The 17,692-nt window shown below is 70.8% G+C and carries 14 protein-coding genes and 2 pseudogenes; all 16 read right to left on the bottom strand.

Annotated features, from left to right (window positions below):
• Positions 1-192 precede the first annotated feature (192 nt).
• The gene (locus tag GRX01_RS03025) at positions 193-2,487 is read right to left on the bottom strand and encodes a nitric-oxide reductase large subunit (RefSeq protein WP_159663350.1); all 2,295 of its coding nucleotides are present in this window, start codon (positions 2,485-2,487) and stop codon (positions 193-195) included.
• A gap of 132 nt (positions 2,488-2,619) precedes the next feature.
• On the bottom strand, positions 2,620-4,035 hold the full coding sequence (locus GRX01_RS03020; RefSeq protein WP_159663348.1) for a P-loop NTPase: 1,416 nt from the start codon (positions 4,033-4,035) through the stop codon (positions 2,620-2,622).
• 21 nt (positions 4,036-4,056) lie between these two features.
• Complete coding sequence (locus GRX01_RS03015; RefSeq protein WP_159663346.1) at positions 4,057-4,893, bottom strand: HEAT repeat domain-containing protein; 837 nt, start codon at positions 4,891-4,893, stop codon at positions 4,057-4,059.
• Positions 4,890-5,840: a phosphate ABC transporter permease gene (locus tag GRX01_RS03010; RefSeq protein WP_201289490.1), complete on the bottom strand. Its 951-nt coding sequence runs from the start codon at positions 5,838-5,840 to the stop codon at positions 4,890-4,892. The genes GRX01_RS03015 and GRX01_RS03010 overlap by 4 nt, the downstream gene beginning before the upstream one ends.
• On the bottom strand, positions 5,837-6,643 hold the full coding sequence (locus tag GRX01_RS03005; protein WP_321167887.1) for a molecular chaperone TorD family protein: 807 nt from the start codon (positions 6,641-6,643) through the stop codon (positions 5,837-5,839). The genes GRX01_RS03010 and GRX01_RS03005 overlap by 4 nt, the downstream gene beginning before the upstream one ends.
• Before the next feature lie 2 nt (positions 6,644-6,645).
• The gene (locus GRX01_RS03000) at positions 6,646-7,521 is read right to left on the bottom strand and encodes an ethylbenzene dehydrogenase-related protein (protein ID WP_159663344.1); all 876 of its coding nucleotides are present in this window, start codon (positions 7,519-7,521) and stop codon (positions 6,646-6,648) included.
• Positions 7,514-8,566, bottom strand: a complete 1,053-nt coding sequence (gene narH / locus GRX01_RS02995) for a nitrate reductase subunit beta (RefSeq protein WP_159663342.1) — start codon at positions 8,564-8,566, stop codon at positions 7,514-7,516. The genes GRX01_RS03000 and narH overlap by 8 nt, the downstream gene beginning before the upstream one ends.
• Positions 8,566-9,889 (bottom strand): annotated as a pseudogene (locus tag GRX01_RS02990) (molybdopterin dinucleotide binding domain-containing protein); the annotation flags it as partial. The gene narH and the pseudogene GRX01_RS02990, both read right to left, overlap by 1 nt.
• Positions 9,890-10,095: 206 nt before the next feature.
• Positions 10,096-11,535: pseudogene (locus GRX01_RS02985) on the bottom strand (molybdopterin-dependent oxidoreductase); the annotation flags it as partial.
• On the bottom strand, positions 11,532-11,738 hold the full coding sequence (locus tag GRX01_RS02980; protein ID WP_159663338.1) for a hypothetical protein: 207 nt from the start codon (positions 11,736-11,738) through the stop codon (positions 11,532-11,534). The gene GRX01_RS02980 and the pseudogene GRX01_RS02985, both read right to left, overlap by 4 nt.
• A complete protein-coding gene (locus tag GRX01_RS02975) occupies positions 11,731-13,173 on the bottom strand; it encodes a cytochrome b (RefSeq protein WP_159663336.1) in 1,443 nt (480 codons plus the stop codon). Before GRX01_RS02975 ends, GRX01_RS02980 begins: the two co-directional genes overlap by 8 nt.
• Before the next feature lie 2 nt (positions 13,174-13,175).
• Positions 13,176-13,895 carry a QcrA and Rieske domain-containing protein gene (locus tag GRX01_RS02970; protein WP_159663334.1) on the bottom strand — a complete coding sequence of 240 codons (720 nt, stop codon included), beginning with the start codon at positions 13,893-13,895 and terminating at the stop codon, positions 13,176-13,178.
• On the bottom strand, positions 13,895-14,533 hold the full coding sequence (locus GRX01_RS02965; protein ID WP_159663332.1) for a hypothetical protein: 639 nt from the start codon (positions 14,531-14,533) through the stop codon (positions 13,895-13,897). The genes GRX01_RS02970 and GRX01_RS02965 overlap by 1 nt, the downstream gene beginning before the upstream one ends.
• A 235-nt stretch (positions 14,534-14,768) precedes the next feature.
• Positions 14,769-15,278, bottom strand: coding sequence for a molybdopterin-dependent oxidoreductase (locus GRX01_RS02960; RefSeq protein ID WP_321167886.1), 510 nt, complete (start codon positions 15,276-15,278; stop codon positions 14,769-14,771).
• Positions 15,275-16,876 (bottom strand): P-loop NTPase, encoded by a 1,602-nt coding sequence (locus GRX01_RS02955; RefSeq protein WP_159663330.1) that lies wholly within the window; start codon positions 16,874-16,876, stop codon positions 15,275-15,277. Before GRX01_RS02955 ends, GRX01_RS02960 begins: the two co-directional genes overlap by 4 nt.
• Complete coding sequence (locus GRX01_RS02950; protein ID WP_159663328.1) at positions 16,876-17,559, bottom strand: hypothetical protein; 684 nt, start codon at positions 17,557-17,559, stop codon at positions 16,876-16,878. Before GRX01_RS02950 ends, GRX01_RS02955 begins: the two co-directional genes overlap by 1 nt.
• Positions 17,560-17,692: the final 133 nt, after the last annotated feature.

The raw sequence follows: 17,692 nt of genomic DNA, 5'->3' as shown, positions 1-17,692 counted from the left end.
ACACGTTCCTACGGGCAGGGGGTGACGGCGAACGAGTTCGGGGTTCACTGATAAACGTATCCGGCTCTCGTACCAGCAGTCCTCACCGTGAGTCGGACGGGAGGTCAGGGCCAAAAACCAGCGGACAGTATCGCCCGGAAGGGAACCGTCCGGAACGGACGCCGGACTACCGCCGGCGTCCGACGATGGCCGTCAGTCGTCGTCCTCGAGGAACGGCCGAACCGCGCCGCCCGTCGGGACGCGGTCGGGGTCGTCGGCGACGCGACGGGCGGTCAGCTTCGCGGCCACGTCGTAGGTGAACAGCGCCGTCCCGAGGATGATGAGCGTGTCGCCGGGGAGCCGCGCCCAGAACAGCGACTGGATGAGCGGCCGGTTGTAGAACGCCAGCGAGCGCGCGGCGTCGTACCCCTGCGTGAACGACACCTCCAACTGGATGAACCCGACCGGGAGGACGCTGACGAACACCATCAGCGCGAGGCCGACGTTCCACAGCCAGAACGCCCACCGGAGGCGCCGTCCCGTCCAGTTCGAGACGGTGAACCGGAGCACGTAGATGGCCATGCCGATGGCGAGGAACCCGAACGCGCCGAACATGGCGGCGTGGGCGTGACCCACCGTGAGGTAGGTGCCGTGCTCGTAGTAGTTGATCAACGGGAGGTTGATGAAGAACCCGAGCACGCCCGCGCCGACGAAGTTCCACACGCCGGAGGCGATGATGAACATGAACGGGAGCGTGTACGGGAACGCCTCGCCGCTGTCGACGAGCGCGCGGTACTCGTTGAGCGCCTCGAAGAGGATGAACACAAGCGGGATCAGCTCAAGCGTGGAGAAGACGCTCCCCAACGGGATCCAGATGTCGGGCATCCCGATCCACCAGTAGTGGTGGCTGACGCCGATGACGCCGGTGCCCATCACGAGCAGCGCCTCAAGCAGGACGGCCTTCTCGGCCGAGCGACGCCGGAGAAGGTTCATCGACACCAGCGTCATCGCGACGACGGCGACGATGAAGAACTCGAAGGCGCCCTCGACCCACATGTGGACGACCCACCAGCGCCAGAACTCCGTCACCGCGATGTTCGTCTTGGGGGTGAACAGGAACCCGGCGGTGAACAGCAGCGCGATCGAGCCGCCGGCGTAGAGGATCATGTGCGCGAGCCCGTACGGCTCCTCGCGGTTCAATAGCGGCTTCAGCCCGCGTGCGGCGAGGGCGGCCCACGCGATGAACCCGACGAGCAGCCCGGCCTGCCAAAGCTTGCCGACCTCGAGGTACTCCAGCCCCTCGTTGCCGAGGATCCACCAGAGCTGGCCGTCGAAGTGGCCGTGGGCGCCGAGCCAGATGCCGGTGAGCCCGCCCGTCACGACGACGACGAGCGCGACGAGGAGGCCCTTCACGTACCGCGCCTGGTTGTCGGGCTCGTAGCCCGTCAACAGCGGCGGGAGGAACAGCCCCGCCCCGAGCCACAGCGTGGCGATCCAGAGGATCCCCAGGTCGATGTGCCACGTCTTCGCGATCGCGAACGGCAGCACCTGGAGCACGTCGACGCCCAGGCCCGGGATCGTTTCCAGCCCGAAGAACGCGTGTCGCTCGATGTAGTAGTGGGCGAGCAGTCCACCGAGCAGCGTCTGCACGAGGAACAGCAACGCCGCGACCGGGACGAACCACAGCGCGGCCGACTGGCTCGGGAGCAGATCGATGTCGTCGGGATGGGGCACGTTGACCCCCTCCGCGGAGGGCTCCGGGAGGTCGATCGACGAGTACAGCCAGATCCCGACGCCCGCGCCGGCGACGAGCAGCACCATCGCGATGACGCTCCATGTCATCGCGGACGCGCCGGGCGTGTTGCCGGCGGCCGGCGCGGGCGGCCAGTCGTTCGTGTAGCTGTGGTCGGCGCCCGGACGGTCGGTGTGTGAGAACCACGCGGTCCACAGCGCGAAGTCGGCGAAGCGCCGCGCGTCCTCCTCGGAGTCGATCATGTCGACCGGGACGCCGCGGGCGTTGGATCCCTCGTGGTACCGCTCGACGTACTCCTCCCTGACCTGCTCGTGGGCGTACGCCTCGGCCGCGGAGTACTCGATGACGCCGTCGCCGGGAGTCCCGTCCTCGAGATCCGACTTCACGACCGAGTCGACGGCGGCCCGTTCCTCCTCGGGGAGGTCGTCGTAGGCGTCGCCGTATCGCTCCTCCGCGTAGTACTCGCGCATCGCCTCTGTCTTGCGGTCGAGCGCGTCGGCGGTGTAGTCGGGACCGAAGTACGCCCCGTTGCCGAGGATCGAGCCGTGGTTCATCAACCCGTCCTGCTGGAAGGCGACCTTTCCAGCCTGCACGTCGTCGCCGGTAGCGATCGTCTCGCCGTCGGGGCCGACGACGCGGTCGGGGATGGGCGGCGCCTTCTCGTACGCCAACGCGGCGCCAGCGCCCATTACGACGAGGTTGACCACGAAGGCAACGACGAGCGCCTTCGCCAACGTCCGTCTCGTGACTCTCATGCGGTCGGCCCTTCACTCCGGCCACCCTTGAGAAGGGTTCGTCGTTTCGAGGGCGCGACGCCCGGGGAGAACATGTTCGGCCGATCGGTTGGAAATTCGAGAACTCGTTCGGGGTCGGCCGTCGTCGATCGGTCAGGGACGGGTCGCCCGTGCGTACCACGTCTCCGGGTTCTGCCGTTTGACGCGGAAGCTCGGGAGCTCGTCGGCCTCGACCAGATCGAGGAGGAACGACCGGACCGGCGTCGGGTCGCGGTCGCTCACGACGAAACACTCATCCCCGCGTTCGGTCCTGAGGAAGCCCTCCCGAACCCGCTCCTCGCGCGTCTCCGGGTCGAGGCCGCGGATGTCGACCGCGTCCTCCGGCGGGTCGACCCGCCAGATCTCATCGTATCGGTCCTCGACCGCCGCGGCGAGGTCGGCGGCCCGGTCCGGGAGCGACGACGCCGAGGGCGCCGGCGTCTCCTGCATCTCGGGCGTGAACGGGAGCTCCGCGAGCACCGGCACGTCGAGCGCCTCGAGGGGGTCCTCGCCGCCGAAGAGGTCGTGTACCTTCCCGCAGTCGTCGCAGACGAACTCGCCCATGTTCGAGACGACGCCGAGTACCGGGACGTCGTTCTCCTCGAACAGTTCGAGCGCGCGGCCGGTGTCTGAGACGGCCGCATGGAACGGCGTCGTGACGAGGACGACCCCGTCGACGGGCACCTCCTGCAGCGTCGTCAGCGCCACGTCGCCGGTGCCCGGCGGCATGTCGACGACGACCGTGTCGGGGTCGTCCCAGGCGGTCTCCTCGAACAGGTCTGAGAGCGCGTCGTGGGCCATCGCGCCCCGCCACGCGAGCGGGCCGCCCTCCGAGAGCAGTCCCACGCTCATCACCTCCAGGCCGTCCGTCTCGGCGGGGACGGGGTTCCCGTCGTTGTCGCTGTACACCGGGCCCGCGAGGTCGAGCACCTCCGGCACGTTCGGGCCGTAGATGTCGGCGTCGAACAGGCCGACGGAGGGGTCGTCCGACCCCTCGGAGTCGCCGGCGGCGTTCGGGTCGTCCGAACCGCCGGCGTTCGCGTCGCCGTCGGCTGCGAGCGCGCACGCCAGCGTCGTCGCGACCGTCGTCTTGCCGACGCCGCCCTTCGCGCTGGCGACGGCGATGACGCGGTCCGCCGTCTCGATCCCGGCCGACCGGCCCTCAGTGTCCGGACTCGGGTCGACCTGCTCGACGTGGGCGCCGGAGACGCCCGGGACGTCGGAGACGGCCCGTACCATCGTCTTCGAGACGGCCTCGGCCGACTCCCGAGGGAACTCGCGGAGGTCGGCCTCGATCGTCACGGCGCCGTCGTCGACCGCGACGCCCTCGACGACGCCGGCGTCGAACACGGTGGTGTCGGCCTCGGGGTCGCGGACGCGACGCAGCGCGGCCTCGACCTCCTCGGCAGTGGGCGAGGGCGAGGGTCCCTCGGGCGGGTCCTCCGGGTCCCGGTGTGCCTCGGCGTCGTGGTCCCCGTCGTCGGGTGGCTGTGCGCGGTCGTCGGTCGATCGCTGGTGTCCGTCGGTCATGGATGTGGGTCGTCGGTCACGTCAGAGGTCGGGTCGCCTGTTCAGCGTGCTCTCGCCGGGGAGGTCGGCGGCGTCGTTCTCCGTCCCCCCGGAGAACTGCCGGCGGAACCGCCCGGGGTCGGCGTCGAGCGCGCGGACGGCGGTGTTGCGGACGATCTGCGGCTCGTCGGCGTCGCCGGCGACCGCCTCAAGTCGCTCGTCGGCCCGGTCGTCGTCGACCCCGGCGAGGAGGTGGACCGCCCACTCGCGGAGGCGCTCGCTGTCCGCGTGCGACCGCTCCAGCAACACCGGGAGCATCGCCTCGCCGCGGAGCTTGAACAGCGACACCATCGCGTTGCGAACGACCGCGTGGTGGTCGTCGTCGAGCGCGCGCTCGATCTCCTCGGCGTGGCCGGCGCGGTCGAGCCGGTCGAGCGCGACGACCGCCTCGGCGCGCACCCACGGGTCGTCGTCCGTGAGCGTCGCGGCGGCGGCGACGGCCGCGCGTTCCCCCCCGAGTTGCCCCAGGGACTCCACGGAGAACTGGCGCACGTCCTCGTCGGAATCGGACAGTCCGTGTGCGACGAGCGCGTCGACGATCCCCTCCGTCGCGCGTTCCTCGCCCAGCGCGAGGGCGGCGCGACGACGTTCGACGGCGTCGCCCTCGCGGAGCGACTCGACCTTCGATTCGGCGGCCTCGCCCGCGACGGGCACGGTGTCGGTCGCCGCGAGCTCCCGGGGCGTCGCCTCGCCGATCGTCACGTCGCGGCTCACCTCGATGTCCTCCAGCCCCTCGGGCTCCTCGCCGAAGCCGGGGCTCTCCTCGGGGTGAACGCGCGGGTCGGTCGGCCCGTCGGTCGCCTCGTCGGGGTCCCTCATCGCGTGCTCACCCCCGTGGTCGGGGCTCGATCCCCGTCACCGTTTCCGTTCTCGGACCCCCGTCCGGCTCCGTCACCGCCTCCGGGTCCGAGGAGCTCGTCGAGGTCGACACAGGCGAGCGTCGCACCGAGACAGACCGCCGTCGCGGACGGCGGCGCCGTGGGGGCGCCGGCCGACAACAGGACTCCGACGCCGAACACGAGGACGTACTCCCCGCGACGGGCCCCGGCGACCGCGGCCGCGACCGCGCCGAAGACCGCGGTCGCGACGAGGAGGACCGGCGCGTCGACGACCCCGAGGCCGACGAGCAGCGCGCTCCCCGTGAGGAACGGCGCCGCGGACGACACGACGGCGACGGCGGCGAAGCCGACGCCGCCGGCGACGAGCGCGGTCCGGTCGCCCTCGACTCTGAGCGAGAGCAGCGTCGTCGCCGCCAGCACGCCGACGGTTCCGGTTCCTCGAAGCCCCGGATCGACCACGCCCGTCGCGGCCGCGAGCGCGACGGCGACGGCCGCGGGGAACGCCAGCGCGACGACGCGGCGACGCAGCCCCCGATACGACGACGGTGCGCCGAGCGCGGCGCCCATCGCCAGCGCCGTTCCGCCCGGGACGGCGACGACCGCCGGGACCGCCGCGGCGTCCGCCACGGTCGCCAGCGCGCCGAACACGCCCACGGTGAGAAGCCCGACGCGGACCGCGGGCCGATCCGACGCGAGCGCGAGCGCCGCCAGCGCCGCGACGACGACGACCGTCGCGAGCGTCCCCGCGGCCGTGACGGCGCCCTCCGGGACCTCGATCGGGGCGAGGGGGGCGTTGTACAGCACCCGCAGGAGCGTCGACCCCGCGACGGCCGCCATCGCGAGGCCGCCCGCGACGGACGCGCCCGACTGTCGATCGAGACTCGGAGTCGAGCCGACACGCGTCGCGTCGGTGGTCGGGGAGCTCACGAGGGGTCCACCTCGGTCGTTCCCTCGGTCCGGGCGTGTTCGCGTTCGGCCCCGGGGCCCGCCCCGGTTCGCGACGCGAGGTCGTCCACGTCGGCGGCGACGAACTCCGCCAGGAACCGCCCGAGGCGGCCGTACAGGTCCGTCCCGGGCTCCTCGTCGAGCGCCTCGTGCAGCCCCGAGACGAACGGCGAGAGGTGGCGGTCGTGGAAGTCGAGGCGGGCGCGGCGCACGTCCGCGTCGGCCTCGCCGTTGCCTTGGGTCGTACCCCCGGTCGCTCGGGCGTCCGCGGCCGCGAGCCGGCAGAGGTAGCCCGCGAACTCGAGTTCGAGCCGGAGGTGGTCGTGGTGGCGGCGCTCGTCGTCGTCGATCTCGCACCCGAAGTGCTCGTAGGCGCGGGCGAGGTCCAGGTTCACGTCGTTCCAGGAGGCCCCCGAGCGGTAGCGGGACTCGTACAGCGACACCGGCGGCCCCTGGCTGTCGATCGTCCCGTCGGTTCCGTCGATCACCTCGGAGTAGCCGATGACGAACAGGTCGTTGTACCGGGCCGCGAGGGTGTCGCGGTCGTCGTCCACCCCGAGGTCCGGGGGGTCGACGTCGAGCCCGGTCCGCTCGACGAGCGTGGCGAACTCCGCGTCGAGCGAGCCGTCCGAGAGCGCGTCGTACAGCTCCTCGTCCGGCTCCGTGAACGTCCGCGCCGCGAGCGCGTACACCGCGCCCCGGGCGGCCGCCTCGCTGTCGACCGCTCCGAGGGCGTCCGACGTGCCACGTCGATCGTTCGGCGGGGAGGCGGGTCCGTCGGCCACGATCACTCACCCCTCGTTCGGCGGATCCCCTCGATTGTCACGAGCGTCGTGAACACGATGGCGAGGCCGGCGACCGACCAGAGGATCGCCTCGTAGGGCGGCCCGCCGGTGTCCGGCCCAAGCGCGAGGTAGTACCACTCGCTCGTGGCCTTCCGGCCCGAGCGCTCCATGTTCGACCCGTTCCACACCGCCAACGCCACGTCCATGTCCCGGTTCGGGGACACGTCCGTCACGTTCGCTCGGTCGGACGCCATCGACCGCGAGAACACGACCGTCCAGCGGCCGTCCTCGTGGGTCGCGTTCGCCCGCAGCGTCGGCTCGTCGATCTCGGTCGTCGTGCCGGGACCGCCCGCCAACAGCGCCTCGTGCTCGCCGGTTCCGCTCCAGTACCACACGTTCACGCGGTTGCTCGTCGACCCCATCGCGATCGGCGGGCGCTCGCTCTGGTTCGCCGGAAGCTGCACGGCGACGGCGTCGGCGAACCCGCTGATCTCGTCGGTCGACGTGTCCGTCGTCGCGTCCGCCCACGAGAGCCTGAGGTACAGACGCTCGTTCGTCCGGGCGACCTCGACGCGGACGGACTCGACGCTCGTCTCGTCGGCCGCCGGCACGGACGCGCCCGCGCTGCTCAGGGGAACGCTCGCCGCGGGCACCGAGTCCCACGCCTCGCCCGACGGCTCGGACAGATCGGCCGACGACTGCTGGTAGTCCACCGGGATCTCGTAGGCCGGACGGGCGTCCGCCAGCGTCGGGAGCAGCGCAGCCGACGCCACGACCGTCACCACGAGCGCGAGCGCGGCGACGTGCTCGCGGGAGAGTTTCGACCCGAGCGTGGACTCGGGGGTGCGGTCGGGAACGCTCCCGTCGTCCTCACGCATCGTCGAACACCTCCAGCCGGTACTGGTCGTCGTTGTTCACGGTCGAGAGGATCTCCATGAGTTCGCTCTCCTCGCCGCGGCGAACGCGGTCACGCTCGCGGCTGATCGTGTTGAGCGCCTCGTTGACCTTCGGGCCGAACAGCTCCTCGAGGTAGTCCCGGGGGATGCGCTCGGCGTCGAGGGTCTCCCCGCCCTCCGACGTCTGCGGGGGTGCGTACGGCGGGATGTAGTAGACGTTCGGCTCTGTCCGGTACTCGGGGTGGAGCCGGACCGCCACCTCATACTCGTTGACCAGCTTGTGGATGGGGCCGTCCTCGTCGTCGAGGAAGCCGACGTGCCGGAGCTGTGGCGGACAGTCCTCCGCGCAGGAGGGCGGCCGGACCTCCCCCTCGGGACCCTCGCCCTCGATCCGCGGGTAACAGAAGATGCACTTCTCGCTGGTCTTCGTCTCGGCGTTGTAGAACACCTTCTTGTACGGACAGCCCTCGACGCAGTAGCGGTAGCCGCGACAGCGGTCCTGGTCGACGAGGACGATGCCGTCCTCCTCGCGCTTGTAGATGGCCGAGCGCGGGCACGCCTCGACGCAGGAGGGGTGCGTGCAGTGATTGCAGATGCGCGGGAGGTAGAAGTAGTAGGAGTTGGGGTACTCGCCGGCGCCCTCGTCCTCGTCCCAGTTGGGACCCCAGTCGGCGTTCTCCAAGGGGCGCAGCGGCTCGTCGCTCCCCTCATACATGATCGCCTCGTGGTTGAAGTCCCAGGCGCGGCCGTAGTCCTCGCGATCGGGGAGGTCGCCGGGGGTGCGCTCCTCGCCGCTCTCGTCCCAGCCGCCGCCCATCTCCTCCCAGTCGCGGGGGTAGCCGGACCCGGGCTTCGTCTCCACGTTGTTCCAGTACATGTACTCGCGGCCGCCCGACTCCGTCCAGTTCGTCTTGCACGCGATCGTACACGTCTGGCAGCCGATGCACTTGTTCAGGTCCATCACCATCGCGACCTGATGGTCGATGCCCTCCGCGAGGTCGACCGTGGAGTCGTCGCTCTGGCTCATCAGTCGTCACCTCCGAGAACCCCGGAGAGGCGTCCGAGCGCTCCGCCCGACACCGAGCCGCTCTCGCCGTCGGTCTCGTCGTCCGCGTCGTCGGCCGCGGACTCGACGAGCTCCACCTCGACGCGAACGTCGCTGTTGACGCCGGTCGGCCCCCAGTAGTTGGGAATGAACCGAAGGTGCTCGCCCGTGTCCTCGGGGTACTGGACGAGTTGGGTCGGCTTCATGTACATCGGCACGAGCGAGTTGAAGTTGTTCCGGTCGGGGTACTGGAACCGCTCCCAGCTGAAGTAGTGCCGGGCGGTCCCGGGCTCGCCGCTCGGGTAGATCTTCGCCTGCACCTCGACGGAGTCGAGGTCGTTGTACACGCGAACGGTGTCGCCGTCCTCGATGCCGCGCTCCGCGGCATCGTCGGGGTTGAGATAGACGGTCGGCTCCCCCCGCTGCAGCCGCAGCATCTTCGAACTGTCGCGCCACGTGGAGTGGATCGACCAGCGGCTGTGAGGCGTGTTGTAGCCGAGGGGGTACTCCGACTTCTCTTGGAGCACGGGGGCCTCCTTGTGGGTCGGGAGCGCCTCGTCGAGTTCGAGGAACCAGTCGTGGTCGATGTAGTACTGCTGGCGACCCGTGAACGTCGGCCACGGGTTCTTCTCCTGCACGTAGTCCTTCCACGGCGTGTACGCCTCCCCGTCCTCGACGTCCGACGTCCAGTGGTCGCCCGTATCGAGAATGCGTCGTGGCTGCTCCTCGATGTCGTCGAACGTCAGCTGCTCGGTTCCCGCGCCAGCAGAACATGACGCTGGGGTCCGGCCGGTTTCCGTCGTCGCGCTCGCTGGGGTACAGAGGCATCCACCCCTTGTCGACCGACTCCTGGATGCGTTCGGCCGTCTCGGGGTCGGTGTTCTCCATGATCCCGGCGTGGTAGTACGTCCACAGCGTCGTCGGGACGCCGCGGACGCTCCCGGTCGGGAACGAGAGGTTCTGCCACCCCTTGTACGTCCAGATCTTCTCCTGGCCGACGTAGTGGTCGAGCCCGGTCCCCTGCCGGCCGAGGTTGCCCGTCAGCGTGACCAGCAGCTGGATCGCGCGGTTGCCGAGGTCGTTGTGGTACCAGTCGTTGACGCCCTTGCCGTGGATGATCTTCGCGCGCTCGACGCCAGCGAACTCCCTCGCGATCTCCTGGTGGGTCTGCTCGCCGACGCCGGTGATCTCGTTGACGCGCTCGGGCGTGTACTCCGAGAGCTCGTCGCGGAGGTTCAGCCAGACGGTTCGCGTCGACACCGCGCCCTCGTCGGTCTCGACCGCCGTCTCGGCGTCGAGTCGCGGTCGCTTCCCTCCGGGTTGGACTCCTCGGAGTGCTCGAGGATGAACTCCGCGGCCGCCTTGTCCTCCGCGAGCGCGCCGGGCTCGTCGTCGAGCCAGTCGCGCGTGTAGTCGTCGTGGACGGACTGGAGGTCGATCTCGCGGTCGAACTTCCGGTCCTCGACCGGCTCGACGCCGCGCTCCTCGGCGACCTCCTGGATCTTCGCCGCGAGCTCGCGGAAGATCTGCCAGTCCGTCTTCGACTCGCCGAGCGGCTCGACCGCCGGCGTGAACGGGTGCACGTACGTGTGCATGTCCGTCACCGAGAGGTCGTGTTTCTCGTAGTGGCTCGCCGTCGGGAGCACGATGTCGCTGTTGAGCGCCGTCGAGTCCATCCGGAAGTTGATGTCCACGACGAGGTCGAGCTTCGGCCACAGTTCCTCCTCGACGGCGATGTTCCCCTTCGCCTGGTTGAAGTAGTCGAAGTCGAGCTCGATGCTCACCGAGTCGTCGTGCTGGCCGTCGCGCTCGCCCAGCGACCCGGGCGCGGTCCGGAGGTCGCCGTCGGCGTCGACCATGACGAACACCTTCTCCGGGCGGTCGGCGTCGGCGTCCAGCCCGGGGACCTCGCTCGCCCGGAGGAACTTCCCGGTGTCCTCGCGAACGAGCAGCGGCATGTCCGTCTGCTCCTTGAGGTGCTCCTCGTCGTACAGTCCCTCGTCGACGATGGTGCGGGCCATCCCGAGCGCCAGCGCGGTGTCGCTGCCCGGCTCCGGGCCGATCCACTCGTCGCAGTGGATCGCGGTCTGGCTGTAGTCGGTGAAGATCCCGACCCGTTTCGCCCCGTCGTAGCCGGCCTCGAGGAAGTACTTCGCGTCCGGGATCCGGGTGACGTTGATGTTCGACCCCCACGCGATGATGTAGTCGGCGTTGTACCAGTCGGCGCTCTCGGCGTTCTCGGTCTGGGTTCCCCACGTGATCGGCTGGCCCGGCGGCAGGTCCGAGTACCAGTCGTAGAAGGAGTGACTCACGCCGCCGAGGAGGTTGATCAGCCGGCTCCCCGACGCGAACGACACCGGGCTCATCGCCGGGATCGGCGTGAACCCGCTGATCGCGTCGTACTCCTCGGCTTGGACGGTGTCGACGACCTCCTCTGCGATCTCCGTGAGCGCCTCGTCCCACGAGACGCGCTTCCACTTCCCCTCGCCGCGCTCGCCGACCCGGCGAAGCGGGTGGGTGACACGCTGGTCGGCGTTCACGTAGTCCGAGAAGCACGCCCCCTTCTGACAGCCGCGCGGGTTCGGATCCGGCACCGAGTCGTCGAATCGGGGGTAGTCGCCCGCCTGCTCCTCGCGCCACACCTGGCCGTTCCGGGTGTACACCTGCCACGAGCACGAGCCCGTGCAGTTCACGCTGTGGGTCGACCGGGCCTTGTCGTCCCAGTCCCACTCCTCGCGGTAGAGGTCCTCCCAGTCGCGGTACTGGTAGCTCCCGATGGGGTCGTCGACGACCTCCAGCGCGTTCATCTCGCCGAGTTGGTCGGCGACGCCGACGCCGCTCGCGCCGACGGCCGCGGCCGCCCCGACCCCCTTGAGGAAGTCGCGGCGTGCAGCCGTGAGGTCGTCGCCCGCCTGTTCGTCAGCCGTGTCAGTAGGTTCGGATCCGGTCATTGGTTGTCGATGTCGAGAACCACGGTCGCGAGGCCGAGCGCCACGCCCAGCGCCGCCAGCGCCACGCCGGCGAGCGTGTCGCCGCCGACGTCGAGTCCGACGGCGATCAACGCCACGCCGGCCAGTTTCGTCGCACGATCCGCCCAACGGTATCCCCGCGGCGACAGCGTGAGCCGCCCCGGCCCGCTGTCGGTGTCAGTCATGGTCTCCCTCCCCGCCGTCCGATCGCGACGCGTCGTCGCTGTCGTCGTCCCCGAACCCGCCGAGCACGGCGTAGGTGATCGTGCCGGCCGCGACGGGGACGACCACGAGTGCGGCGGTCAGATACGGTCTGAGCTCCGCGGTCGACGTGTGGAGTATCTCGGCGACGAGCACGTCCATGCCGGCGATCGACGCGACCATGACGAACGTCATGGCCGCGATGCCGACCGCCGTCTGTGGCGGCCGGTCGAGGGGGTTCAGACTGAAGTGTTCGGGCTCCTCCGCGCGGTCGATGAACGGCCACACGGCGACGCCCGCGAACACCAGCCCCGGCAGCAGGAGGCCGCCGATGAACTCGGAGCTGATGTGGACGCCGAGCACGTCGACGCTCATCCACGACGGGACAACCTTCAGGAAGCCGTACCCCCACATGAGGAACCAGTCCGGCATGATGAGCGACGGCGTCGACGCCGGGTCGTTGGGGCCGTACGCCGCGATGTTGTGGACGGGGAGGAAGCCAGCCAACAGCGAGAGGACGGCCATCGTGAGGAAGAACACGACCGCGCTCACGGCCGCCTGGTTCGGGAACGCCGGCAGGCCGATCACGATGCTGTCGTCGTCGCGGGCGATCCCGGCGCGCCCCCCGTCGGCGACCTCCGTTCCCGTCCCCGCGGCGTCGACGCCCGCACCGTCGGCCGCCGGTCGAGACGAACCCGGCGGCACGACGTCCCCGTCGCGTTCGGCCTCGGTGTGCTTCTGACGGATGAGGATGGCCATGTGAACGGCTATCAGCCCCGCGATGGCCGCCGGGATGAGGAACACGTGCATGAAAAAGAACCTCGGGATCGTCGCGCTCGTCGGGAACGACCCCCCGAAGACGATGGCCGCAAGCGGGTCGCCGACCAGCGGGATCGACCCCGCGACGTTGTAGCCGATGCCGACCGCGGTGCTGGCGAACTCGTCGTACGGGAGCGCGTAGCCGGTGTACGCCGCGAACATCGACAGCCCGGCGAGGCCGGTCCCGACCACCCAGTTCGGCTCGCGCGGGTTGCGGTAGGCGCCGGTGAAGAACACCCGGAGCATGTGCAGCGCGATGGAGGCGACGAACAGGTGCGCCGCCCAGTGGTGCATCCGCCGCAGGAGCATTCCGAACGGGACGTCGTAGGTGATGTTGAGGACGCTCGTGAACGCCGCCGGCATCTCCTGTCCCTGGTAGCGCGCGACGCTGCCCTCGTACTCGACGGCGGTCGTACTCGGCTCGTAGAAGAACGCGAGGAACACGCCCGTGGAGACGAGCACGACGAAGCAGAACAGCGCGACCTCGCCCAACAGGTACGAGTCCTCCGCGGGGAACGCCTTCCCGGCGAAGTCGCTGGCGTCGTCGACGTCCAGCCGATCGTCGAACCAGTCGTAGACCGCCTCGAGGCGCGACGCCATCGTCACTCACCCCCGGGCCCGACCGGCCCCTGGAAGTCGGCGGTGGCGATGAGGTAGCCGTCGCTGGAGACGGTGATCGGCAGCTGCGGAAGCGACCGCGGCGGCGGACCGCCGACGACCTGCGCGCCGCGGACCGGGTCGAAGCGGCCGGAGTGACACGGACACACGAGCACGTCGCCGTCGCGGTCGGCGACCATGCAGCCGGCGTGGGTGCACACCTTCGAGAACGCGGCGTACCCGCCGATCGTGTACTCCCCGCGGATGTCCTCGCTGTAGGCCGACTCCTCAAAGCGCACGAGCAGCGTCGGCGCGTCCTCGATCCCGGGCCGTGGCTCGGGGAAGACGGTGAGCTGTTCGCCGGGGGCGAGGCGGCCCTCCGCGATCCGCTCTCCGTCGGCGTCCACGAGCGGGACGCCGTCGGAGTACACCGGGCCGCGGTACTTTCGCTCGAACACCTGCGTGAGCCCGGCGACCGGGGCGATGAGGCTCCCGAGCGCCGTGAGGCCGCCGACCGTGGCGAGCAACTTCGCGTAGCCGCGTCGGCCCAGCGCCGCGCGGTTGTCCCGCCAGAAAGGCTCGTAGATGCTCGGCTCGACGGAGAGACCGCCGTCGTCGTTCGGACAGGCGTCACAGGTCGTCCCGTCGCCCGGCGGGCCGTCGTGGCAGTCCGGTTCGTCGTGCTCGTGGTGATCGTGGTCGTGGTCCGTGGGGTCTCCGGTCATCAGTGATCCCTCCGTTCGGCGACCTCGACGTGGGGCATGAACCAGGCGTAGTACGACACCGTCAGCCCGGTCAGCGACATGAACATCCCGAAGGTGTAGATCCCGAAGTACTGGGTCCGCGCGAGCGTGAGGTACTCGGCGGTGAACAGCGCCGCGAACGTGATCGTGAGCACCGTGAGTCCGCCCATCGCGACGAGCCCCTCGACAGCGTCGCTCGCGTCGTGGTACTCGACGACCCAGCGGTAGTCCGTCTCGATCCACGGGAACGTGGTCCATCCGTCGGCGTCGGCGACCTCGGCACTCCCGGTCGCGTGGCCGCCGTCCGTCGCGGTCGCCTCGGCCCCCCCGCCGCCGGACGCGCCCTCGCCCGGGTCCGGCCGCGCGGCCCTGTTCATGAACCGGTGGAAAAACGCCATCGCGCCGAGCAGGGCCAACAGCGCCACCCAGACGACGACGCCGACTTGGGCCGGCGACAGCTTGTTCGGCGTGTCCACGAACCCGTCGAGCGGCCTGATCTCGCTGACGCTCTGGTCGATCCGGATCTCCTCGGACGGGGGCTCCCCGTGCATCGCGACGAACCACGTCGGCGCGAGCACGGCGAGCACGACGAGCACGACGGCGATCGCTCGACGGTCCATCAGCGATCACCCCGTCGTGTGTCCCGACCGGTGTTCGTCCATGGAGTGATATGCACGCCCTGTTCACCCCTTGGTTCGATCCGCTATCTCCGTCCTGTTCGACATGAACGGCGCTACCCAGCCCACCTTGAAAAACCTAGGATCGGGATCCGAGAAGCTGGGAACGAGTGGGAACGATGGTATCCGGCCGCAGTACCAGGATATCGGCTGTGACTGACCCGAGGGAGTTAGGCGGTTAGTACCCCAAGTTCTCGTAGTCCTGGGGGTCCTCGCTCGGGTCGAGCCGCAGGAGTTCGAGCTCGCGAACGGCCTTCACCGTCTTCCCCGCGTCGACCCGTGCGAGGAACCGGGGGCCGCGCTCCGACGGCAGCACGTCCCCGTCGCGCTCGACGGCGAGATGTGCCTCCATGGCCGTCGCCACGGGGACGCAGACGGCGTAGTCGCCGGCGGCGGCCACCCGCAGGTGTGTCGCCCCGCCGTCCTCGCCGATGGCGACCTCCTCCAGCACCGCGGCGACGGGGACGCCCCGCCAGACGCCGCCCCAGCGTTCGCCACTGGCACACAGGTACTCGCGTTCGATCCGCTCACGGTCCATCTCGCGCAGCCGGCGACCCTCGACGGTCGCACGTTCGGCGCCGTCGCGGACTGTCACGGCCGGCAGCCCACCGCCATCGTGTGCCGCCTCGCCCGCGACGGACTCGCCGTCGTCCCCCGTCGACGATCCTCGCGAGTCGGGCACGCTCACGGTCCAGTCACCTCGGGTCGGTCGGCGTCGCCGCCGTCGGAGTTCCGTCCGTCCCGGTCCGCGGTCGTCGCGTCCGGTCCGGGGTCCGCCCCGGCGGGCGGGCGTTCGACCGTCAGCGACCACCGGTCGTCGTCGTGGCGGCGCACCCGCGGGTCGAGCCGGTCGATCGCGCAGCCGAACCCGTCGGCGACCGTCGACAGCAGCGAGTCGGGGGGCGCGGCGTCGACGACGGAGAGCGTCCCGCCGGGCGCGGTGTCGGCCGCCTCCGCGCGGACGTGTTCGCGGCGGGGACGTTCGGGCATCCCGCGCACGTCGACCGCCGCCTCCGGGACCGGGGCGTCGTCATCGAGTGCGAGGCGGTCGCCGACGGCACTCGCCAGTTCGCGGGCCGCGTCCGGAAGCTCCGCCTCCCCTGTCGCGTCCGTGGTCCGGTCCCCGTCCGCGTCGACGGCGAGCCGTTCGCGGAGGGAGGCGTCGAACTGGAGACTCGCGAGGACGGCGGTGTCGAGGGTCTCGCCGGGGTCCGCGTCCGCGTCGAACAGGTCGTGCGTGTCGCCGCAGGTCGGGCACGTGAAGCCGTCCATGTTGCGGACGACGCCCAGCGCCGGCACCCCGTTCTCGTCGAGCAGATCGCGGAAGCGCGCGGTGTCCGACAGCGCCGTCGCCGCCGGCGTCGACACCAGCACCGTCCCGTCCACCGGAACCGACTGGGTGATCGTGAGCGGGATGTCGCCGGTTCCCGGCGGCACGTCGAGCACGAGCACGTCGAGGGCGGCGTCGTCGCCGCCACGCTCTCCGCCGTCACCGTCGCCCTCGACCGTGTGGCCCCACGCGGTGTCGAACAGCAGTTCGGACAACGCCTCGTGGGCCATCGACCCGCGCCAGGCGAGCGGGCCGCCGTCCGAGAGCAGGCCGACGCTCATCGTCTCGACCCCGGCGCGCTCGACGGGCGCGGCGGCGCCGTCCTCTGTCGCGCGGACCGGCCCCTCCACGTCGAGCAGTTCGGGCACGTTGGGGCCGTACACGTCGGCGTCGAACAGCCCCACGTCGAGGCCGGCGGCCGCCAGTCCGCGTGCGAGCGCGACCGAGACGGTCGTCTTGCCGACGCCGCCCTTGGCGCTGGCGACGGCGACGACGTGGTCGACGCCGTCGAGCGTCCGCTCGGCCGCCGGCTCGGGATGCTCGTGCACGTTGTGGTCACCCTCGCCGTGTCCGTGCGGTTCGCCGCCTGCGGCGGCATCGTTCGCCGCCGTGCCGTCCGGGCCGGAGTCGTCGCCGGCGTCCGCCTCCTCGACGTGCACCTCCTCGACCCCCGGGACCTCGAAGACCGCGCTCCGGAGTCGTTCAACCGCGGTGTCCGCGGTCTCGGGATCGAGATCCCCGGTCGTCCCGGCGGGATCGAGGGAGACGGCGATGGTGACCGTCCCGGTGTCCGCGCGGACGTCCGTGACGACACCCGCGGTGAACGGGTCATCGCCGAGGCCGTCGGGGAGCGACACCCCGGCGAGGGCGTCGGCCGCGCGTTCGACCAGCGCCGTGTCCTCGTCTGCGGGGTCGCCTCCGTGGGAGCCGCAGCGGGGCGCGGAGTCGTCGGCCATCACCACACCTCCCCGGTCTCCCGGTCCTCGGGGTCGTCGGTGTCCATCAGCGTGCCGCCATACGGGCGGAAGCCGAGTTCGTACCGCTCGGCGACCGCCTCGACGAGGTCCTCGCGCTCGGCGATGGCGTCCGTCTCGAAGCCGTACCCCTCGACGGCCGCGACGAGGCCGTCGTCGTCGATCCGCCCGGCGGCGTGGGCGTCGGCGATGCCCGAACGGAACGTGTCCGCGTTGCGCCGCAGGCGCATCGCCTCGTCGAAGGCCGCCTCGATCCCGTCGGTCGGCTCCGAGCGGTCGAGTGGGACGTCGTCGAGTCGGTCGATCGCGCGGTCGTCGAAGTCGTCCGCCGCCGCGAGCACCTCCTCGACGCGGTCGCGCATCGAGAGCTCGCGCCAGCGCTCTCGGGCGTCCGCGGGAACGAACTCGTCGACGACGTCCTCCCACGTCGCGTCCCGCTCCGGGTCCTCGAACGCCTCGGCGACGAACGCCGCGACGTGCTCGTCGGGCACCTCGATCCCCAACCGTTCGCCCGCCCCGGGGGTCGCGTCGCCGGCCGACCCGGCCGGACCCCCGGACTGCTCAGTGGACTCTCGATCGGCCGAGGGGTCGCGTCCCTCTGTCGCGTCCTCGACTCTCTCGCCGCTCGATTCACCGCCGGTCGCGTCGAGTTGGTAGTCGCTCATGGGGTGTCACCTCCGTTTGCCGCCGCCCGGTCGGTCGTCGGGGCGGCTCGGTGGCCCGTTCGGCCCGCCGCCGAGGCCGCCTTGCGGCCCCGACGGCCCGCGCCCGGAGTCTGTCGGCGGGCCGCCCGGGGCG

The sequence above is a fragment of the Halobaculum saliterrae genome (assembly GCF_009831625.1).
Lineage (GTDB): Archaea > Halobacteriota > Halobacteria > Halobacteriales > Haloferacaceae > Halobaculum > Halobaculum saliterrae.
Note: the sequence above shows the minus strand (reverse complement) of the source record. Positions and strands in the feature narration are given on the sequence as shown.

Bases quoted from the DNA above. Each gene is read 5' to 3' on its own strand.
- GRX01_RS02970 (WP_159663334.1), bottom strand. From the start codon at position 13,895: ATGACCGGAGACCCCACGGACCACGACCACGATCACCACGAGCACGAC.
- GRX01_RS02965 (WP_159663332.1), bottom strand. From the start codon at position 14,533: ATGGACCGTCGAGCGATCGCCGTCGTGCTCGTCGTGCTCGCCGTGCTC.
- GRX01_RS02955 (WP_159663330.1), bottom strand. From the start codon at position 16,876: ATGGCCGACGACTCCGCGCCCCGCTGCGGCTCCCACGGAGGCGACCCC.
- GRX01_RS02980 (WP_159663338.1), bottom strand. From the start codon at position 11,738: ATGACTGACACCGACAGCGGGCCGGGGCGGCTCACGCTGTCGCCGCGG.
- GRX01_RS03000 (WP_159663344.1), bottom strand. From the start codon at position 7,521: ATGCGTGAGGACGACGGGAGCGTTCCCGACCGCACCCCCGAGTCCACG.
- GRX01_RS02975 (WP_159663336.1), bottom strand. From the start codon at position 13,173: ATGGCGTCGCGCCTCGAGGCGGTCTACGACTGGTTCGACGATCGGCTG.
- GRX01_RS03015 (WP_159663346.1), bottom strand. From the start codon at position 4,893: ATGAGGGACCCCGACGAGGCGACCGACGGGCCGACCGACCCGCGCGTT.
- narH (WP_159663342.1), bottom strand. From the start codon at position 8,566: ATGAGCCAGAGCGACGACTCCACGGTCGACCTCGCGGAGGGCATCGAC.
- GRX01_RS02950 (WP_159663328.1), bottom strand. From the start codon at position 17,559: ATGAGCGACTACCAACTCGACGCGACCGGCGGTGAATCGAGCGGCGAG.
- GRX01_RS03025 (WP_159663350.1), bottom strand. From the start codon at position 2,487: ATGAGAGTCACGAGACGGACGTTGGCGAAGGCGCTCGTCGTTGCCTTC.
- GRX01_RS03020 (WP_159663348.1), bottom strand. From the start codon at position 4,035: ATGACCGACGGACACCAGCGATCGACCGACGACCGCGCACAGCCACCC.